The sequence below is a fragment of the Cryobacterium luteum genome, from assembly GCF_900110125.1.
Classification (GTDB): domain Bacteria; phylum Actinomycetota; class Actinomycetes; order Actinomycetales; family Microbacteriaceae; genus Cryobacterium; species Cryobacterium luteum.
Map to the genome: position 1 here is coordinate 156,771 of NZ_FOCN01000001.1, position 18,227 is coordinate 174,997.

The window sequence follows — 18,227 nt, forward strand, 5'->3', positions numbered from 1 at the left end:
TCCTTCGTTCAAGATTTATGCAGAAAACAATCAGCAAACTCACAACATGCACGAGACGCAGTTGTCCACCTCCGTGCCAGCGAGGGCCATCTGACGCAGGCGAATGTAGTAAATGGTCTTGATGCCCTTTTTCCAGGCGTAGATCTGGGCGCGGTTGATGTCGCGGGTCGTCGCGGTGTCCTTGAAGAACAGGGTGAGCGACAGCCCCTGGTCCACGTGCTGCGTCGCCGCGGCGTACACGTCGATGACCTTCTCGGAACCGATCTCGTAGGCATCCTGGTAGTAGTCCAGGTTGTCGTTCGTCATGAACGGCGCCGGGTAGTACACGCGGCCCAACTTGCCTTCCTTGCGAATCTCGATCTTCGCAGCGATCGGGTGAATCGACGCGGTCGAGTTGTTGATGTACGAGATCGACCCGGTCGGCGGCACGGCCTGCAGGTTCTGGTTGTAGATGCCGTGCTTCACAACGGATGCCTTCAGCTCGGCCCAGTCGGCCTGCGTCGGAATCGACACCCCGGCCTGCGTGAAGAGTTCGGCACCGCGGGCGGTCGTGGGCTCCCAGACCTGGTCGGTGTACTTGTCGAAGAATGCGCCCGAGGCGTAGGTGGAGTTTTCGAAGCCCTCGAAGGTGCGGCCGCGTTCAATGGCGATGGCGTTCGAGGCGCGCAGGGCGTGGAATAACACCGTGTAGAAGTAGATGTTGGTGAAGTCGATGCTCTCTTCGCTGCCGTAGTAGACGCGCTCGCGGGCGAGGTAGCCGTGCAGGTTCATCTGGCCGAGGCCGATGGCGTGCGAGCGGTCATTGCCGTCTTCGATGGAACGAACCGAGCTGATGTGGCTCTGTTCCGACACCGCGTTGAGACCGCGAATGGCGGCGTCCACGGTGCGGCCGAGGTCGCCGGAATCCATCGCGAGCGCAATGTTCATCGACCCCAGGTTGCAGGAGATGTCCTTGCCGATCTCGTTGTACGAAAGGTCTTCGTTGTACGTGGTCGGGGTGTTCACCTGCAAAATCTCGGAGCACAGGTTCGACATGTTGATGCGGCCCTCGATGGGGTTGGCCTTGTTCACCGTGTCTTCAAACATGATGTACGGGTAGCCCGACTCGAACTGAATCTCGGCGAGCGTCTGGAAGAACTCACGCGCCTTCATCTTCGACTTCTTGATGCGGGGGTTGTCGACCATCTCGTGGTACTTCTCGGTCACCGAGATGTCGGCGAAGGGCACGCCGTAGACGCGCTCCACGTCGTAGGGCGAGAAGAGGTACATCCACTCGTCGTTCTTGGCCAGCTCAAAGGTGATGTCGGGAATGACGACACCCAGAGAGAGGGTCTTGATGCGAATCTTCTCGTCGGCGTTCTCACGCTTGGTGTCGAGAAACCGCATGATGTCGGGGTGGTGCGCGTGCAGGTACACCGCGCCGGCGCCCTGGCGGGCACCGAGCTGGTTGGCGTAGCTGAAGGAGTCTTCGAGCAGCTTCATGACGGGGATGATGCCGCTCGACTGGTTCTCGATCTGCTTGATCGGCGCGCCGGCCTCACGAATGTTGCTGAGCAGCAGGGCCACGCCGCCGCCGCGCTTGGAGAGCTGCAGCGAGGAGTTGATGCCGCGGGAGATCGACTCCATGTTGTCTTCGATGCGCAGCAAAAAGCACGAGACGAGCTCGCCGCGCTGGGCCTTGCCGGAGTTCAAAAAGGTGGGGGTTGCGGGCTGAAAACGGCCGGCAATGATCTCCTCGACCAGGGCGACGGCGAGCTTCTCATCGCCGGAGGCGAGACCGAGCGCGGTCATCACGACGCGGTCTTCGAAACGTTCGAGGTAGCGCTTACCATCGAAGGTCTTGAGCGTGTACGAGGTGTAGTACTTGAACGCACCGAGAAAACTCTGAAAGCGGAACTTCTTGGAGTAGGCCAGGTCGTTCAGGCGCGTGATGAACTCGAACGAGTACTGGTCGAGCACGGCCTGCTCGTAGTATTCCTTCTCGACCAGGTAGTCGAGGCGCTCGCGCAGCGAGTGAAAGAACACCGTGTTCTGGTTGACATGCTGCAAAAAGAACTCGCGGGCCGCCTCGCGGTCCTTGTCGAACTGGATCTCCCCGTTCGGGCCGTACAGGTTGAGCATCGCGTTGAGCGAGTGGTAATCCATGCCAGAGGGCGCGTCGATGGGTGTGATCTTCACGGCTGTTGTTTCCAAAATTCTTCCAATCCGTCGTGAACGATGCGTACATCATCCGGTGTTCCAAATACTTCAAAGCGATAGAGGTGGGGCACCTTGCACTTGGCGGCAATGATGTCGCCGGCCAGGCAGTAGGCCGTACCGAAGTTCATGTTGCCGGCGCCGATAACGCCGCGAATCAACGAACGATTGGTCTCGTTGTTCAAAAATTTGATGACCTGCTTGGGCACCGCCCCGCCCACGCTGCCGCCACCGTAGGTGGGTACGCAGAGCACGAAGGGTTCCTGGGCGACGAGCGGCTCTTCGCGTGCGTGCAGAGGAATGCGCGCTGCCGGCCGACCGAGCTTCTCGACGAACCGACGCGTATTGCCCGAGGTGCTCGAGAAGTACACAATGTCAGTCATCTAGGGTGGCGATTCTGGTCGGGCGGCAGAGTGGTGCGGGGTGTTGCGCGTTGATGGTGACTACGCGAGGCGAGCGGCGAGGGCGTTGATCTTGTCGGGGCGAAAGCCCGACCAGTGCTCTTCGTCGGTGATCACGACAGGCGCCTGCAGGTAACCAAGGGCTTTCACGGCCTCCAGGGCATTCTCGTCGACCGAGAGGTCGAGTACCTCGTACTCGATGCCCTTGTTGTCGAGGGCGCGGTAGGTGGCCGTGCACTGCACGCAGGAGGGCTTCGTGTAAACGGTGATTGCCATGGTTATGGCCTTTCTGCTTGGCTGTTCAGTCTAAATCTGTTCGACATACTTCGCAAGTATGTTCGATGAAACTCGGTGATCACCGGCAAGAAATCGCTGGTGATCACGGTGCATACCATCGTGCAAAGTGAGCAAGTTTACTGTCTGGCCGTAGTGCCTGACTAGAGTTTCAATACTACATCTAGTGATCTTCCGGCTCAATAGCCACTACATGCAGTAATTACAATTATGTAGTTATCCACCGACATTCCACATGTTGCTCACAGTTCCCGGCCGCGGAAGCGCCCTGATTCCGCGGAACTTCAGCCGGTTATCCACAGGCATGGTTCTCGACATTATTTTGCCTGTGGAATCGCGGTCGGCGTGTCGCAGCCGATCGCTTGCGGGCATCCGCTGGTTGACGGCGAAGCCGGCCAGACGCGCGAAAACGGGCCGGCCCCACCGAAGTGATGACCGGCCCGTCAGGGCGTGCGCGCGAAGCGGATGCCGACGCTCTACTTGGTCAGCGGCTCCAGGTTCGGGTCGTTGGCGTAGGCCTCAGCCGCATTCTCCTTGGTCACGATGACCGGGGGGATCAGGTACGCCGGCACGATCTTGTTGCCGTTGTCGTAGGTGTCGTCGTTGGTCTCGGGAGTACCGCCGGTCTGCAGCGCCTTGACCATGTCAATGGCCTGCGCAACGAGAAGACGGGTGTCCTTGTTAATGGTGGAGTACTGCTCCCCCGCCATGATCGACTTGACCGACTCCACTTCGGAGTCCTGACCCGTGACGACCGGAATGGGCTTGCCGGCTGCCTTCACCGAGGTGATGATGGCGCGGGCCAGGGTGTCGTTGGGCGAGAGCACGCCGTCGAGTTCCTGGTCGCCGTAGGTGCTCGTGAGCAGCGAGTCCATGCGGCTCTGGGCATTCTCGGCCTTCCAATCGGCCGTCGCGGTCTGCTTGATGTCGGTCTGACCGGAGGCGACGACGAGGGTTCCGTCATCGATCTTCGGCTGCAGAACGCTCATCGCACCGTTGAAGAACACCGGCGCATTGGCGTCGGCGGAGTTACCCGAGAACAGCTCAATGTTGTACGGCCCCTCGGGCTTCACCGCGGCAAGTCCGTCGAGGAGTGCCTGCCCCTGCAGTTCGCCCACCTTGAAGTTGTCGAACGCTACGTAGTAGTCGACGTCGTCGGTGTTGAGGATGAGGCGGTCGTAGGCGATAACGATGGCACCAGCGTCATGGGCATCCTTGACCTGCGTGCCAAGCTGTCCGCCGTCCTGGGCGCCCACGATGATGACCTTGGCCCCGTTGGTGACCATCGCGGAGATCTGGTCCTGCTGGTCCTTGACCGTGGTCGATGCCCCGGCGTACTGCACGTCACCCTCGAAGCCAGCCTCGGCGAGGCCGTCCTCGAAGAGTCCGCCGGCCAGCACCCAGTTCTCGCTCGTCTTTGAGGGAAGCGCAACACCGATGACGGAATCTTCGGCAAACCCGGCTGCGGCACTGCCACCACCGGCCGTTTCGGGTGCTCGGCTTGAGCAGCCGGAGAGCGCCATGAGCGCTACCGCGGCGACCGCTGTGACGGTGAGAATTTTTCGCATGTCAATCACTTTCTGTTTTGGGTTAAAGGAACTGGAGTGGGAAAAACGTCGGACCGGTGACTTTCGAGGAACGCTGGCGTTCAATTCGAAGCGTTGTCCGCTGGCCGCGCTGAGGCCGGCGTGCCGGCATCCGGAAGCACCGCAGGCGGAGGTTGCGGCGGGTCCGACAACTTGCGGTTGCGGGTGAGCAAGCCGATGATCGACGGTCGTCCCTGACTCTTGTTCCAGACGTCTACGCCGACGGCCACGAGAAGCACGAGGCCCTTGATGATCTGCACCAGGTCGGAACCCACGCCGAGCAGTTGCAGCCCGTTGTTCAGAACGGCCATGACCAGGCCACCGACAATGGAGCCGATCACGGTGCCGATGCCGCCCGAGACCGCCGCGCCGCCGATGAAGACCGCCGCGATGGCGTCGAGTTCCCAGCTGAGACCGTCCTGCGGGCCGGATGCCCCGGCGCGAGCCACGAAGATCATGCCCGCCAGGCTCGACAGGATCGACATGTTCATCATGACGAGAAAGTTGACCCTGCGGGAGTTGACGCCGGAGAGTTCCGCGGCGAGCTTGTTGCCACCCACAGCGTAGACATGACGGCCGACGATGGTGTTGCGGGTGACGAAACTGTAGAACAGCACCAGCACGCCGAGGATGATTCCCGACACTGGAAAACTCGTGCCGACGCGGCCACCGGCGAAGAGGAAGGTTGCATAAATGACGACGGCAACGAGTAGTCCCACCTTGAGCACGCTGCCCCACAGTGGGGATATCTCGGAGTGCATCGTCTTCTGCACTTTGCGAGCCCGCCACTCGCGCACGGCAATCGCGATGGCGATCAGAAAACCGAGCACGAGCGTGAGGTTGTTGAAGCCGGTGATCGGGCCCACTTCGGGAAGGTAGCCCGCACCGATCAGAGTGAAGCCGTCCGGAACCGGAACGGTATCGGCGTTACCGATCAACTGGTTACCGCCACGAAAGATCAGCATGCCGGCGAGCGTCACGATGAAGGCGGGAACACCGATGTAGGCCACCCAGAATCCCTGCCAGGCTCCGATCAGCGCTCCAACGAAGAGGCCGAAAAGTATGGCGAGGGGCCACGGAAAGTTCCAGTCCGACATGGAGATTGCCACCACGATGCCGGAGAAAGCCGCGACCGAACCGACCGACAGGTCGATGTGGCCGGCGATGATAACCATGACCATGCCGATGGCGAGAATGAGGATGTAGGAGTACTGACTGACGAGGTTGATCAGGTTGCCTGACGAGAGGGTGAGGCCGTCGGTCAGAAACTGGAACAGCAGGATGATGGCGATCAGGCTGAAGAGGATTCCGAATTGACGCAGGTTACCCTTGCCGCGGCCGAAGATCGGCTTGCGACCTTCGTCTTTTTTCGTGTCGATCGGGGCTGTGTTGCTGCTCATATGCTGCGCACCTTCTTCTTGGCAGAGGTCATGCTTTTCATCAGGGATTCCGGGTCGGCATCGGCACCGTCAATGCAGTCGGTGATGGTGCCCTCGAAGATCGTGTAGATGCGGTCGGCCAAGCCGAGCAGCTCGGGCAGCTCCGACGAGATCAGGATCACACCCTTGCCCTGGGCGGCGAGGGCCTGGATGATGCCGTAGATCTCGTATTTTGCCCCGACATCGATGCCCCGGGTGGGTTCATCCAAAATGAGGATGTCGGGATCAGTGAACATCCACTTGGCCAGCACGACCTTTTGCTGGTTGCCGCCGGACAGTTTGCTCACGCCCATGTCGACGTTGGGCGTCTTGATGCGCAGGTTTTTGCGGTATTCCTCGGCGATGGAGTATTCCTTGGCGTCGTTCACGACGGGGCCGGCGGAGATTTTTGAGAGCTTGGCCGAGACGATGGAGCGCTTGATGTCGTCGAGCAGATTGAGCCCCAGCGCTTTGCGGTCTTCACTCACGTAGGCGAGACCATGCTCGATGGCCTCCCCTACGTTGCGCAGTTCGATCTCTTTGCCGTCCTTGAAGATGTGGCCGGAGATGAAGTTGCCGTACGATCGGCCGAAGATGCTCATGGCGAGCTCGGTGCGGCCCGCACCCATCAGACCGGCGATTCCGACGATCTCGCCGGTGCGCACGGTCAGGTTGGACCCTTTGACGACCATCCGCTCGGACACCTGAGGGTGTTGCACGGTCCAGTCCCGAACCTCGAAGAACACCTCCCCGATTTTCGGTGTGCGGTCGGGAAACCGGCTCTCCAGGCTGCGGCCGACCATGCCGCGAATGATGCGGTCTTCATTGACGCCGTCGGCGGCGATATCGAGAGTCTCGATCGCCCGGCCGTCGCGAATAATGGTGATGGAGTCCGCGATCTGCTCGATCTCGTTGAGCTTGTGCGAGATCATGATCGAGCTGATGCCCTTGCCCTTGAGCCCCCGAATCAAGTCGAGCAAGTGCTGGGAGTCGGCCTCGTTGAGCGCGGCGGTCGGCTCGTCGAGAATAAGCACCTTCACCGATTTGTTGAGGGCTTTGGCGATTTCAACGAGCTGCTGCTTGCCGACGCCGATGTTCTTGATCAGGGTGTCTGGATCGTCGCGAAGGCCGACCCGAGCGAGGAGCTCGTAAGCGGTTCGCTTGGCACCGACCCAGTCGATAGCGCCCCACTTGGTGGGTTCATTGCCAAGAAAAATGTTCTCGGTGATTGAGAGTTCGGGAATGAGGGCCAGTTCCTGATGGATGATGGCAATTCCAGCGGCTTCGCTCGACCGAATGTCCTTGAACCGCATCTCAGTGCCCTGAAAGATGATGTCACCCGAATACGAACCGTATGGGTAGACCCCGGAGAGCACCTTCATGAGCGTGGACTTGCCAGCGCCGTTCTCGCCGCAGATCGCGTGGATCTCTCCGGCCATAACGGTGAGCGACACATTGGAGAGCGCTTTCACGCCGGGAAACTCCTTGGTGATGGAACGCATCTCCAGGATCACGTGCTCAACCGCCATTGGTTTACTCCTCCGTCAGCGGTCATTGTGACCGTTCACATCGAAGTCAATGCTGGCCTTTGCGCCCAGCCGTGTCAAGGGCCGTTAATAACGCTTAAGTAACGGCAGCCGGGAAACCGGCACCGGTCCGGTCGATCCGCGCACGACCAACCGCGGAGCGATGGGGGCCGTCGGCAGTTCCGTGCCCGTTCCCATCTCGCGCAGCAGCGTCGCAAAAGCGAGACGGCCGATCCCGTCAAAATCCTGATGCACCGTGGTGAGTGGCGGCCAGCTGTGGCTGGCCACCGGCACATCATCGAATCCCACTACGCTCACGTCGCCCGGAACCTTGAGCCTGGCGTCGTGCAAAGCGTGCAGCAGGCCCAACGCCATCTCGTCGTTGGCCGCGAACACCGCCGAGAAATCCCGAGATCGAAGCAGCTCCTGACCCGCGAAATAGCCGAAGTCGGCGGTCCAGTCCCCCAGAATCGGCGGATTGGTTATCAGGTCGGCGTCGTCAATCTCGAGCAGGAAGCCACGCATGCGCGCTTCCGCCTCGTTCCAGTCCTGCGGGCCAGCCAGGTGAACAATCTCCCGGTGACCCAGTTCGATGAGGTGGCGGGTGGCCATCCTGGCACCCAGAATCTGGTCTGCCGCGAGCGCCCGCAGGTCATGTTTTCCCGTGGATTGCAGGCTGACGTAAGGAACAGCGATGTCCAGACGCTCGAGCACATCAAACACCCGTTCCTGCGGCGCTATGATGACGAGACCCTCGACCGCCTGGTCGAGAAGATGCTCCAGGGCATCCTCGATCGCCGCCGGGTCGGCCACGCCCAGGTTGGCGGTATCAACGAAGTATCCCTGCCGCCGGGCGGCGTCCTCGATGGCCGCGACGCTGCGGGCCGGGCCATACTGGGCGCTCGACGCGGTGAGAACACCGATCGTGCGGGAGCGCCCCTTCGACAGCGCCCTGGCTGCCTGGTTCGGGCGGTATTGCAGCTCCTCCATCGCCTGCAGGATGCGGGCCTTCGTGGTCTCACGAATGCTGGGGTGGTCGTTGAGCACGCGCGACACTGTCTGGTGCGATACCCCGGCGAGGCGCGCAACATCACGGATGCTGGGCGCGCGATCTTTAGGAAGATCTGCCGACATGGACAACCTTGCTCGCATGTGCACGGTCACAATTGTGAGCGCAGGTCCATTATGCTCCCCGGCCCGTTTTCCCGCGGACCTAGTTTTTCGCACACCGATCGGTCCGGCGCGCGGCACCGACGGGGCGCGACGAAACCGACGGAACAGGTCACACTGTACGCATGCCCATTCTGAACAAAGATATGACCCTGTGCATTTCGCTGTCGGCCCGACCGAGCAATCTGGGCACCCGGTTTCACAATTATCTCTATGAGGAGTTGGACCTGAACTACATCTACAAAGCGTTCGCCCCGACCAATCTGGCCGATGCCATTGCGGGCGTGCGCGGGTTGGGCATCCGTGGGTGTGCGGTGTCGATGCCTTACAAGGAAGACGTCATCGCGCTTGTCGATGACCTGGATGCATCGGCGTCGGCCATTGACTCGGTCAACACGATCGTGAACGACAACGGCCACCTGACCGCCTACAACACTGACTATTCTGCCGTGCAGCGCCTGCTGACCGAACACGAGGTACCGCGCGGGTACTCGGTCATCGTACGCGGCAGCGGCGGCATGGCGAAGGCCGTTGCCGCAGCTCTGCACGACGCCGGGTTCGCCCGCGGCACGATCGTGGCACGCAATGAGGCCACCGGCCGGGCCCTGGCCGCGCTCTACGGCTACGACTGGGCATCCGAGGTGGCAGACCTCACCGCCGAGCTGATCGTCAATGTCACTCCGGTCGGCATGGCTGGCGGCGCTGAGGCCGACCATGCGTCGTTCCCGGCTGCGGCGATCGAGGCGGCGTGCGTGGTCTTCGACGTCGTCGCCTCGCCCGCCGAGACACCGCTCATTATGGCGGCGCGGTCGCTCGCCAAACCGGTCATCACGGGGGCTGAGGTGGTGGCCCTGCAGGCTGAGGAGCAGTTCTTTCTGTACACGGGCATCCGTCCCACCCCCGACCAGGTGCGCCGCGCCTCCGCCTTCTCCCGGCTCCCCTGACCCGTGTTCCATTTTCCGGGCCCGGGCCCGGAAACCGGGCCCATGATCAATCGTGGGCCCAGTTCCCGAAGGTGGGCCCGGCACCGCAGTACCCCGAAATATGGTCCAACTCCCCATCCGATCCGCAAGTTGGACGGGGCCCGGGCCCCGTCCCACGAGCAGGCCGGGTCAGGCGCGGGGCAGCGCGCTCTCCAGGTCGGCGATGAGGTCGGCGACGTCTTCGATACCGACCGACAGGCGCACGATGTTGTCGGGAACCTCAAGCTCTGTGCCGCGCACCGAGGCGTGCGTCATCTCGGAGGGGTAGTTCACGAGCGACTCGACCCCACCGAGCGACTCCGCCAGCTGGAACAGCTGCATCGACTCGGCGAACAGGCGCGCAGCGGCCGCGCCACCAGCGAACGCGATGGAGATCATGCCACCGAAGCCGGACATCTGCTTCTTCGCCAGTTCGTGGCCGGGGTGTGCGGGCAGACCCGGGTAGTAGACCTGCTCGATGGCGGGGTGATCGTCGAGGAACTCGGCGATCGCCTGGGCGTTGCTGCAGTGACGGTCCATGCGCACCGAGAGCGTCTTGATGCCGCGCACGGTGAGCCAGGAGTCGAGTGGCGCCGACACCGGCCCGGCCGCGAACTGCAGAAACTGGGCTTTCTCGTGCAGCTCGTCGTCGTTGATGATGAGCGCCCCGCCGAGCACGTCGGAGTGGCCGCCGAGGTACTTGGTGGTCGAGTGCACGACAACGTCGGCGCCGAATTCAAGCGGATGCTGCAGCGCCGGTGACGCAAAGGTGTTGTCGACGATCGCGACCACGCCGTGCCGGTGCGCAATTTGGGCGAGCGCCGCGATGTCGCTGATCTTCATGAGCGGGTTGCTCGGCGTCTCGACCCAGAGGATCTTCGTTTCCGGGCGGATCGCTGCTTCGACCGCCGCGAGGTCGCTCATCTCGACCGTGGTGTTGAGCACGCCCCAGGCGGCGTGCACGGTATTGATGAGGCGGTGGGTTCCGCCGTAGACATCGTTACCGAGCACAACATGGTCTCCCGGCTTGAGCATGGCGCGCAGGATGGTGTCTTCCGCGGCGAGTCCGCTCGCGAACGCCAGGCCGTGCTTGCCGCCCTCGAGCGCGGCGAGCAGGGTCTCGAGCACGGTGCGGGTGGGATTGCCGCCACGACTGTACTCATAGCCGCCGCGCAGGTTGCCGATGCCGTCCTGCACGTAGGTGGAGGTCTGGTAGATCGGCGGGATGACGGCGCCGGTGGTCGGGTCGAAGGCCTGGCCGGCGTGGATGGCGATCGTGTCGAACTTCTGGCTGTTGGCCATGGGTGCTCCTTCGTTGAAAATGATGATTAAACGCTCAGGTAGCTGAGCAGGTCGTGCCGGGTGATCACGCCGAGCGGCTTCCCGCCGTCGGTCACGAGCAGGGCGTCGTGTTCGGCGAAGGCGGCGCGCGCGGCAGCCACGGGTTCGTTGACGCCGATCAGCGGCAGCGCGTCGCCGACGATGGAGCCGACCCGGTCGGTGAGCTTGGCGTCGCCGGAGAAGACCAGGCCCATCAGGGCGCGCTCATCCACGGCGCCGAGTACCTCGCCCATTACGACGGGCGGTTTGGCGCTCAACACCAGCAGCTGTGACACGCCCTTGCTGGTCATGGTCTCGATTGCATCGTGCACCGTGTCGCTCGGGTGCACGTAGACCAGGGCTGGCAGGGTGCCCATCTTCGATTCCAGCAGGTTGGCGACCGTGTGGCCGGCCGGGGCGTTGCTGAAACCGTAGCTGCGCATCCACCCGTCGTTGAAGATTTTGCCGAGATAGCCGCGACCGCCGTCGGGCAAAAGCACCACGATTGTGTCATCGGGGCCGAGCTTTTCGGCCGCGCGCAGGGCGGCGACGACGGCCATTCCGCTCGAGCCGCCCACGAGGATACCCTCCTCGAGTGCGAGGCGGCGGGTCATCGCGAAGGAGTCGGCGTCAGAGACGGCGATGACCTCGTGCACGACCGTGGGGTCGTAGGCGCCCGGCCAGAAATCCTCGCCCACGCCCTCCACGAGGTAGGGGCGGCCGGTTCCCCCGGAGTAGACCGAACCTTCCGGGTCGGCGCCAATAATTTGCACGGTGTCGTTGGAAACCTCACGCAGATATCGACCGGTGCCGGTGATGGTGCCGCCGGTGCCGACGCCCGCGACGAAATGGGTGACGGTGCCGTCGGTGTCGCGCCAGATTTCGGGGCCGGTCGTCTCATAGTGGCTGAGCGGCCCGTTCGGGTTGAAGTACTGGTTGGGCTTGAAGGCGCCGGGAATGTCACGGGCCAGCCGGTCCGAGACGCTGTAATACGACTCGGGGTCCTCCGGGGCGACCGAGGTCGGCGTCACGACGATTTCGGCACCGTAGGCCGTGAGCACGTTCCTCTTGTCTTCGCCCACCTTGTCGGGCAGCACGAACACGCACTTGTATCCGCGCTGTTGGGCCACCAGGGCCAGGCCGACCCCGGTGTTGCCCGAGGTGGGCTCGACGATCGTGCCGCCCGGCAACAACTGCCCGTCGCGCTCAGCAGCGTCGATGATGCGCACCGCGATGCGGTCCTTCGCCGAGCCGCCCGGATTAAGGTATTCGAGCTTCACGAGCACGGTGGCGCGAACTCCTGCGGTGACCTTATGGAGTTTGACCAGCGGGGTGTCCCCGATGAGGTCAAGGATGGTGTTTGCGATCTTCATGGAAATTCCTTCTATCGAGCCGCACGCCATCAGGCGGACACGGCCTCGGATGACACACCGGGCAAGCTACACTCTGGCTTGTCGGCGGCCGGTTACGAACGTGAAGGGTCGGCTAGCGACAGCAGCAACACGACAAATGAACGGGCACCATTCCACTCTATCGGGCGGGGAGAGTCGGCGACCAGCCTGAGAAATAACTGTGAGGGCGCCATCGAGGGAAGCTACAGGCTCGACTGATACGTTCGAATAGGTGTAGATCCAACAGAGAGGCCCACGTGACCCCCCAGCCCGGCTCCCCCGTGAATAAAGCGTCAATCAAAGAAGAACGCGCCGCGAAGCGCGCGAAAAAGCTGGAGGAATATCACCGCCTACAGAAGCGCGGTAAGCGAAACCGGCTGATCGGCATCATCGGTGGTGCGGTGGCCATTATAGCGATCATCGCCCTCGTGGTGACAGCGTTCGTGCTGACCCCGAAGGCTGCGAATTATGCCGGCGGTGGTGCCGGTGACGCATCAACGGTCGACGGCACCGAGACCTTCTCCAACGCGGCCGGCCACGTTGAGACGGCCGTGACATATGAGCAGACGCCGCCCGCCGGCGGCGAGCACAACCCGGCCTGGCTCAACTGCGGTGTCTATATGCAGGCCGTTCCCAATGAGAACGCCGTGCACTCGCTCGAGCACGGGGCCGTCTGGGTCACCTACGATCCCTCGATCGCCGATGCCGAGTTGGAGACTCTCAAGGCCCAGCTTCCGTCGAGCTACGTCATCCTCTCGCCGTTCGAGGGTATTCCCGCACCGATCGTGCTGAGCGGCTGGAACGCCCAGCTGCAGGTCGATAACGCCGACGACCCGCGCATCGCCGAATTCTTCACTGAGTTCTGGAAGAGCACCAACGTGCCCGAAGACGGCGCCTCCTGCTCGGGCGCGATCGACGCGCCCGGCAAGGTCTCCTAGAACGCACACCAGTGACTTCTGACAACGCGCAACCCACAGTGGATGCCCACCGGCCGCATGCCCGCCGCCCGGTTCTGCGCACCATCGTCGTCTCGGTGATCGTCACGGCGCTTTTCGTCGGTGCCGTGGCTTTTTCGGCGGGACGGCTCAGTACCATCGTCGACGCCACCCCCGACACGAGCAGTGCTGAGGCAGGCTTCACCCGGGACATGCAGGAGCACCACAACCAGGGTGTCGAACTGGCCCTGATCGTGCGCGATCTCACCCAGGACGGGCCCGTTCGGCTGCTCGCCTACGACATTGCGACGACACAGGCCAAGCAGAGCGGGCAGATGTCGGGGTGGCTCGCCGTCTGGGGCCTGCCGCAGTTCGCTCCGGAACCGTCCATGACCTGGATGACCCGGCCGACACTTGCCGGCGCGGAGCACAATGCGTCGCACACGACCGACTCCGGCGCAGCCCACATCGCCGGGGAACCAATGCCCGGACTCGCGACCACGGCGCAGATCGCGGCGCTCACCGCGGCATCCGGTGTGGAAGCTGAACGGCAGTTTCTCGTCATCATGATCGCCCACCACCGAGGCGCGATCGAAATGGCCGAGGCCGTGCTGGACCGCAGCACGAACGCGACCGTGCAAAGCTTTGCGACGTCGGTGGTGCTGAGCCAGAAATCCGAGATTGACTTGATGACTGACATGCTCGCTGCACGCTCGTAGCCCGCCACCAGACGTCGCGGGCCCAGCTTCGGGAACCGGGACCATGATCTACCCTCGGCCCAGTTTCCGGGCCCGGGCCCGGCAAGTTAGAGCACAGGACTGGACGTGATCTGGCGGGCGTAGAGGCTCGCGTAGACGGCGCCACGGGAGAGCAGTTCAGCGTGAGTGCCGCGCTCGACGATACGGCCGGCGTCGACGACGAAGATCACATCGGCGTCGACGATGGTCGACAGGCGGTGGGCGATGGCGATGGTGGTGCGACCGTGGCTCGCCGTATCAAGCGCGGCCTGCACCACACTCTCCGAGATGGAGTCGAGCGCGCTCGTTGCCTCGTCGAGAATGAGCACCGGCGGGTCTTTCAGCAGCACCCGGGCGATGGCGATGCGCTGCTTCTCACCGCCGGACAGCCGGTAACCGCGCTCCCCTACCATCGTGTCGTACTTGTCGGGGAACGAGTCGATAGTGTCGTGAATGTTGGCGGCGCGCGCGGCCGTGACCAGTTCTGCATCCGTCGCCTCTGGCTTGGCGTAGCGCAGGTTCTCGGCGATCGTCGCGTGGAACAGGTAGGTCTCCTGGCTCACGATGCCGATATGCGACACGAGCGATTCCTGCTGCAGGTCACGCACGTCGACGCCGGAGAACAACACCCGACCGGCCGAGGCCTCGTAAAAGCGCGGGATCAGGTACGACACGGTGGTCTTGCCGGCGCCCGACGGGCCGACGAACGCGGCAAATTGACCCGGTTCGATAGTGAGCGACACGTCGGCGAGGGTGGGGCGGGCGTCACCGCCGGCATCCGGATAACTGAAACGCACGTGGTCGAACTCGACCCGACCGCGATCACCACCGGCCGACGGCACCTGGGCCGCGTCGGGCTTGTCGCTGATCGCCGGCTTCAGGTCGAGGTACTCGAAGATGCGCGCAAACAACGCCGAGGAGGTCTGCAGGTCGAGCGCAACGCGCATGAGGCCGAGCAGCGGAAAGATCAGCCGCGCCTGCACGGTCGTGAACGCCACGATCGTGCCGGGCGTGACATCCGTCGTGCCGTTGAACATGAGCGCCCCGGCCACGAGGTACACGATCGCCGGGATCGCGGACAGGAACACGCTGACCGTGGCAAAGAACCACTGGCCGCTCATCTGCTGGCTGACCTGCAGCCGCACCTGGTTGCGGTTTTCCTGCGCGTACCGATCGATCTCGTTCTGCTGCCGGGTGAAGCTCTTCGAGAGCAGGATGCCGGACACGCTCAGGGTCTCCTGGGTGATCGCCGTCATGTCCGACAGCGATTCCTGGGTTTTACCGGCGATGCGTGCCCGAACCTGCCCCACCCGGCGTTGCGCAAACACCAGGATCGGCATCAGCACCACCGCGACGATGGTCAGTTGCCAGCTCAGCAGCAGCATCGCCACGAACGCCGCGATCACCGTGACCGTGTTGCCCAGAATGCTCGAGATGGTGTTGGTCAGCACGGTCGCGACGCCGCCGACGTCGTTCTGCAGTCGCGACTGAATCACGCCGGTCTTGGTCTTGGTGAAAAAACTCAGCTCCATCGCCTGCAGGTGGGTGAACAGTCGCACCCGCAGGGCACCCATCACCTTGTTTCCGACGGTGGCCGTGAGCCAGGTCTGCCAGACACCGAGCAGGGCATTCACCAGAAAGACACCGAGCATCATCGCTACCAGTACCCCCAGCACCGAAAGGTTGGGGGTGCCTCCTGGCGGGAAAAGACCGTCGTCAAAGGCCCGCTGGGTGAGCAGCGGCGGCACCACTGAGAGGGCTGCGCTGATCAGAACGAGCACGACGGTGATGCTGAGCGTGCTGCGGTGCGGAGCGAACAGTGCGCCGATCCGAGCCAGCAGATGCGGGATGCGCGGGGCGAGCGCGTTCTCGGCGCGCTGCGCTGCAGCATCCGCTCCACTAACCCGCTTGCGGGGACGCTCGACCCCAGCCTGCTGCCGCGGGCCATGCCCAGGGGCGCCGTGCATTCCACTCATGCATTTACTCTAAACGTCACCGCCGACCCACCAGAACGGATGCCCGTGGCCGGGCCGGCCACGGGCATCCGTTTGCGCGCAGAACCGGTATCTACCCCTTGGTGGCGCCGGCCAGCAGGCCACGCACGAAGTATCGCTGCAGGGAGAGGAACACGATCACCGGAACGATGATGGAGAGGAACGCAGCCGCCGTGAGCAGGTACCAGTCCTGCCCGCGAGCTCCCGAGAGTTCCGCGAGCAGCTTCGTCATGGGCGCGACCCTGCCGTCCGCAAAGATCAGGGCAACGAGCAGGTCGTTCCACACCCAGATGAACTGGAAGATGGCGATCGACGCGATGGCCGGCATGTTCAGTGGCAACACGATCCGGAAGAAGATCTGCGCGTGGCCAGCGCCATCGACTCGAGCCGCCTCGATGACATCGGCCGGAATCTCCGAGACAAAGTTGTGCAGCAGGTAGATGGCCAGCGGCAGGCCGAACATGGAGTGGGCGATCCACACCTGCGCGTAGCCGCCCGCCGCGAGCGGCTCGACCGAGGGAAATCCGAAGAACTCGCCCTGCGAGAAAAACAACAGCAGCGGCACGAGGGCCATCTGGATCGGCACGATCTGAAGCGCGAACACGCTGATGAACAAAATGTCCTTGCCGCGAAAGTCGATCCAGGCGAACGCGTAGGCGGCCATGCTCGCGATCATCAGCGGTATCACGGTTGCCGGGAGCGTGATTGCGATCGAGTTGATGAAGGAACCAGCCAGATCGAGCTGGCTGTTTCCCGCACCAAGGGCCGTGGTGTAGTTGTCGAGGGTGAAGCCGGGGTTCTGGAAGATGGTCCACCACCCGGTGGTGCGCACCTCCTGGGCGGGCCGGAACGAGGAGATGAACAGACCCAAAGTGGGCAGGGTCCAGAACACCGCGATGACCAATGCCGCAATGGTCGCGCCGCGACTGGTGAGTCGCCGCTTGGCGTTCTTGGCGACCGAATTCTCGGCGCGGCCTTCTCCTCGGCGCTGTTGCCTTTTTCTGCCTGCGTCAACGGACATTTTTTCAGGTGTGACCGTCATCGGATTTCCCTCTGCTTCTTGATCTGGCGGGCGTTATAGACGACTATCGGCACCACCAGCACGAACAGGATCACTGCGAATGCAGCCGATCGGCCCAGCTCGAAGTTCTTGAACTGGGTATACATTTCATTGGCGACGACGCTGGTGTCATTCGCGCCACCGGTCATGGTGCGAACGATGTCGAAGACCTTGAGCGAGACGATCGAGATCGTCGTGAGTACGACGATCAGGGCGCTGCGGATGCCGGGAACCGTGACGTTCCTGAATCTCTGCCAGGCATTGGTCCCGTCGAGTTCCGCAGCTTCCATTTGCTCGACCGGCACACCTTTGATGGCCGCGGAAAGAACAACCATCGCGAAACCGGTTTGCGCCCAGATAAGTACGACGATGAGGAAGAAGGTATTCCATGGGGACTCGGAGATGAAGTCCACCGGCTGCCCGCCGAACCAGACCACGAGCTGGTTCAGGAGCCCGATCTGCTCCTGTTCTGCCGGACGAGCCGTATATACGAAACGCCAGATGATCGACGCACCGACGAACGAGATGGCTACCGGCAGGAAGACCAGGGTCTTGAAATACTTCTCGCCGCGGCTCTTGTCGATGAACACGGCATAGGCCAGTCCGGCGATGGTGGACACAACTGGAACGATGAGCACCCAGATGATCGTGTTGATGATGATGCGCACGTTATCGGGCTGGGTGAACACCCACACGAAGTTCTCCAGCCCGACGAACCGATCACCGCGAGCGCTCATGAAGGCTTGCACCGTCGTTTGAATGGTCGGAATGACCAGGCCAATGGTGAGCAGCAGGATGGCCGGGGCAAGAAACCCGACGAGCTGGAATAGATACCCCGCTCCCTTACGGCCGCGATAGTCGATGTAGAAAAAGCCGAGACCGAGAACACCGGCAGCGATGATGGCCCAGGTGTAGGAGTTGCCGACAAGGAGGAGAACCACCGGTGCGAGCACACAGACAGCCAGACGAATGACGGTGTAGATGGTGCCGGAACGGGGGGCGATCTCGACGAAGAACAGAATGGCGGCGATGACGATGCCGAAGGCCACGATGATGATGGGAACCTGCGCCAGCGGGGGAAGCTGCGCTAGCCACGAGAAGAAGGCGGACATCTGAAACCCTTCGAGTACGACAATGGACCCTGGAGATCGTGCGCGAACCGGTGAAAACGTATCGATAACGTACACCTGCAGTGCGAGGTGTGCCGCCCGACTTCGAAGGCGGGCGGCACACCGGT

The 18,227-nt window shown here is 62.7% G+C and carries 15 protein-coding genes; 3 read left to right on the forward strand and 12 right to left on the reverse strand.

Annotated elements, in window-relative coordinates; genetic code table 11:
• Positions 1-39: 39 nt before the first annotated feature.
• The 7 genes from nrdE to BMW72_RS00750 all read right to left on the reverse strand — a co-directional run bounded on the left by nrdE (position 40) and on the right by BMW72_RS00750 (position 8,555).
• Positions 40-2,145 (reverse strand): class 1b ribonucleoside-diphosphate reductase subunit alpha, encoded by a 2,106-nt coding sequence (gene nrdE / locus BMW72_RS00720; RefSeq protein WP_092106794.1) that lies wholly within the window; start codon positions 2,143-2,145, stop codon positions 40-42.
• A gap of 29 nt (positions 2,146-2,174) precedes the next feature.
• A complete protein-coding gene (gene nrdI, locus BMW72_RS00725) occupies positions 2,175-2,579 on the reverse strand; it encodes a class Ib ribonucleoside-diphosphate reductase assembly flavoprotein NrdI (RefSeq protein ID WP_092106257.1) in 405 nt (134 codons plus the stop codon).
• 60 nt (positions 2,580-2,639) lie between these two features.
• Positions 2,640-2,873, reverse strand: a complete 234-nt coding sequence (gene nrdH / locus BMW72_RS00730; protein ID WP_035880942.1) for a glutaredoxin-like protein NrdH — start codon at positions 2,871-2,873, stop codon at positions 2,640-2,642.
• Between the two features lie 494 nt (positions 2,874-3,367).
• Positions 3,368-4,459 (reverse strand): substrate-binding domain-containing protein, encoded by a 1,092-nt coding sequence (locus BMW72_RS00735; protein ID WP_092106259.1) that lies wholly within the window; start codon positions 4,457-4,459, stop codon positions 3,368-3,370.
• Between the two features lie 80 nt (positions 4,460-4,539).
• On the reverse strand, positions 4,540-5,877 hold the full coding sequence (mmsB, locus tag BMW72_RS00740) for a multiple monosaccharide ABC transporter permease (protein WP_092106261.1): 1,338 nt from the start codon (positions 5,875-5,877) through the stop codon (positions 4,540-4,542).
• Complete coding sequence (mmsA, locus tag BMW72_RS00745; protein ID WP_092106263.1) at positions 5,874-7,424, reverse strand: multiple monosaccharide ABC transporter ATP-binding protein; 1,551 nt, start codon at positions 7,422-7,424, stop codon at positions 5,874-5,876. Before mmsA ends, mmsB begins: the two co-directional genes overlap by 4 nt.
• An 84-nt stretch (positions 7,425-7,508) precedes the next feature.
• Positions 7,509-8,555: a LacI family DNA-binding transcriptional regulator gene (locus BMW72_RS00750; RefSeq protein ID WP_092106265.1), complete on the reverse strand. Its 1,047-nt coding sequence runs from the start codon at positions 8,553-8,555 to the stop codon at positions 7,509-7,511.
• A 161-nt stretch (positions 8,556-8,716) separates the two neighbouring features.
• Here BMW72_RS00750 and BMW72_RS00755 point away from each other — a divergent pair, with 161 nt between their 5' ends.
• Positions 8,717-9,535, forward strand: a complete 819-nt coding sequence (locus BMW72_RS00755) for a shikimate 5-dehydrogenase (protein WP_092106267.1) — start codon at positions 8,717-8,719, stop codon at positions 9,533-9,535.
• Positions 9,536-9,703: 168 nt separating this feature from the next.
• Here the strand turns inward: BMW72_RS00755 and BMW72_RS00760 are convergent, their stop codons facing one another.
• Together BMW72_RS00760 and BMW72_RS00765 are read right to left on the reverse strand one after the other, a co-directional pair.
• On the reverse strand, positions 9,704-10,855 hold the full coding sequence (locus tag BMW72_RS00760) for a cystathionine gamma-synthase (RefSeq protein ID WP_092106269.1): 1,152 nt from the start codon (positions 10,853-10,855) through the stop codon (positions 9,704-9,706).
• 26 nt (positions 10,856-10,881) lie between these two features.
• Entirely contained in the window at positions 10,882-12,246 is a 1,365-nt protein-coding gene (locus BMW72_RS00765; protein ID WP_092106271.1) for a cystathionine beta-synthase, read from the reverse strand.
• Positions 12,247-12,521: 275 nt separating this feature from the next.
• On the opposite strand from BMW72_RS00765, the gene BMW72_RS00770 reads away from it, so the two are divergent.
• Entirely contained in the window at positions 12,522-13,202 is a 681-nt protein-coding gene (locus BMW72_RS00770) for a DUF3105 domain-containing protein (RefSeq protein WP_092106273.1), read from the forward strand.
• 11 nt (positions 13,203-13,213) lie between these two features.
• A complete protein-coding gene (locus tag BMW72_RS00775) occupies positions 13,214-13,918 on the forward strand; it encodes a DUF305 domain-containing protein (RefSeq protein WP_134361565.1) in 705 nt (234 codons plus the stop codon).
• 86 nt (positions 13,919-14,004) lie between these two features.
• Here BMW72_RS00775 and BMW72_RS00780 read toward each other — a convergent pair whose 3' ends face one another.
• From BMW72_RS00780 to BMW72_RS00790, 3 genes are all read right to left on the reverse strand, one after another.
• The gene (locus tag BMW72_RS00780) at positions 14,005-15,912 is read right to left on the reverse strand and encodes an ABC transporter ATP-binding protein (protein ID WP_370448772.1); all 1,908 of its coding nucleotides are present in this window, start codon (positions 15,910-15,912) and stop codon (positions 14,005-14,007) included.
• Positions 15,913-16,003: 91 nt separating this feature from the next.
• Entirely contained in the window at positions 16,004-16,972 is a 969-nt protein-coding gene (locus BMW72_RS00785; protein ID WP_092106279.1) for a carbohydrate ABC transporter permease, read from the reverse strand.
• Positions 16,969-18,102 carry a carbohydrate ABC transporter permease gene (locus BMW72_RS00790; RefSeq protein ID WP_092106281.1) on the reverse strand — a complete coding sequence of 378 codons (1,134 nt, stop codon included), beginning with the start codon at positions 18,100-18,102 and terminating at the stop codon, positions 16,969-16,971. The genes BMW72_RS00785 and BMW72_RS00790 overlap by 4 nt, the downstream gene beginning before the upstream one ends.
• Positions 18,103-18,227: the final 125 nt, after the last annotated feature.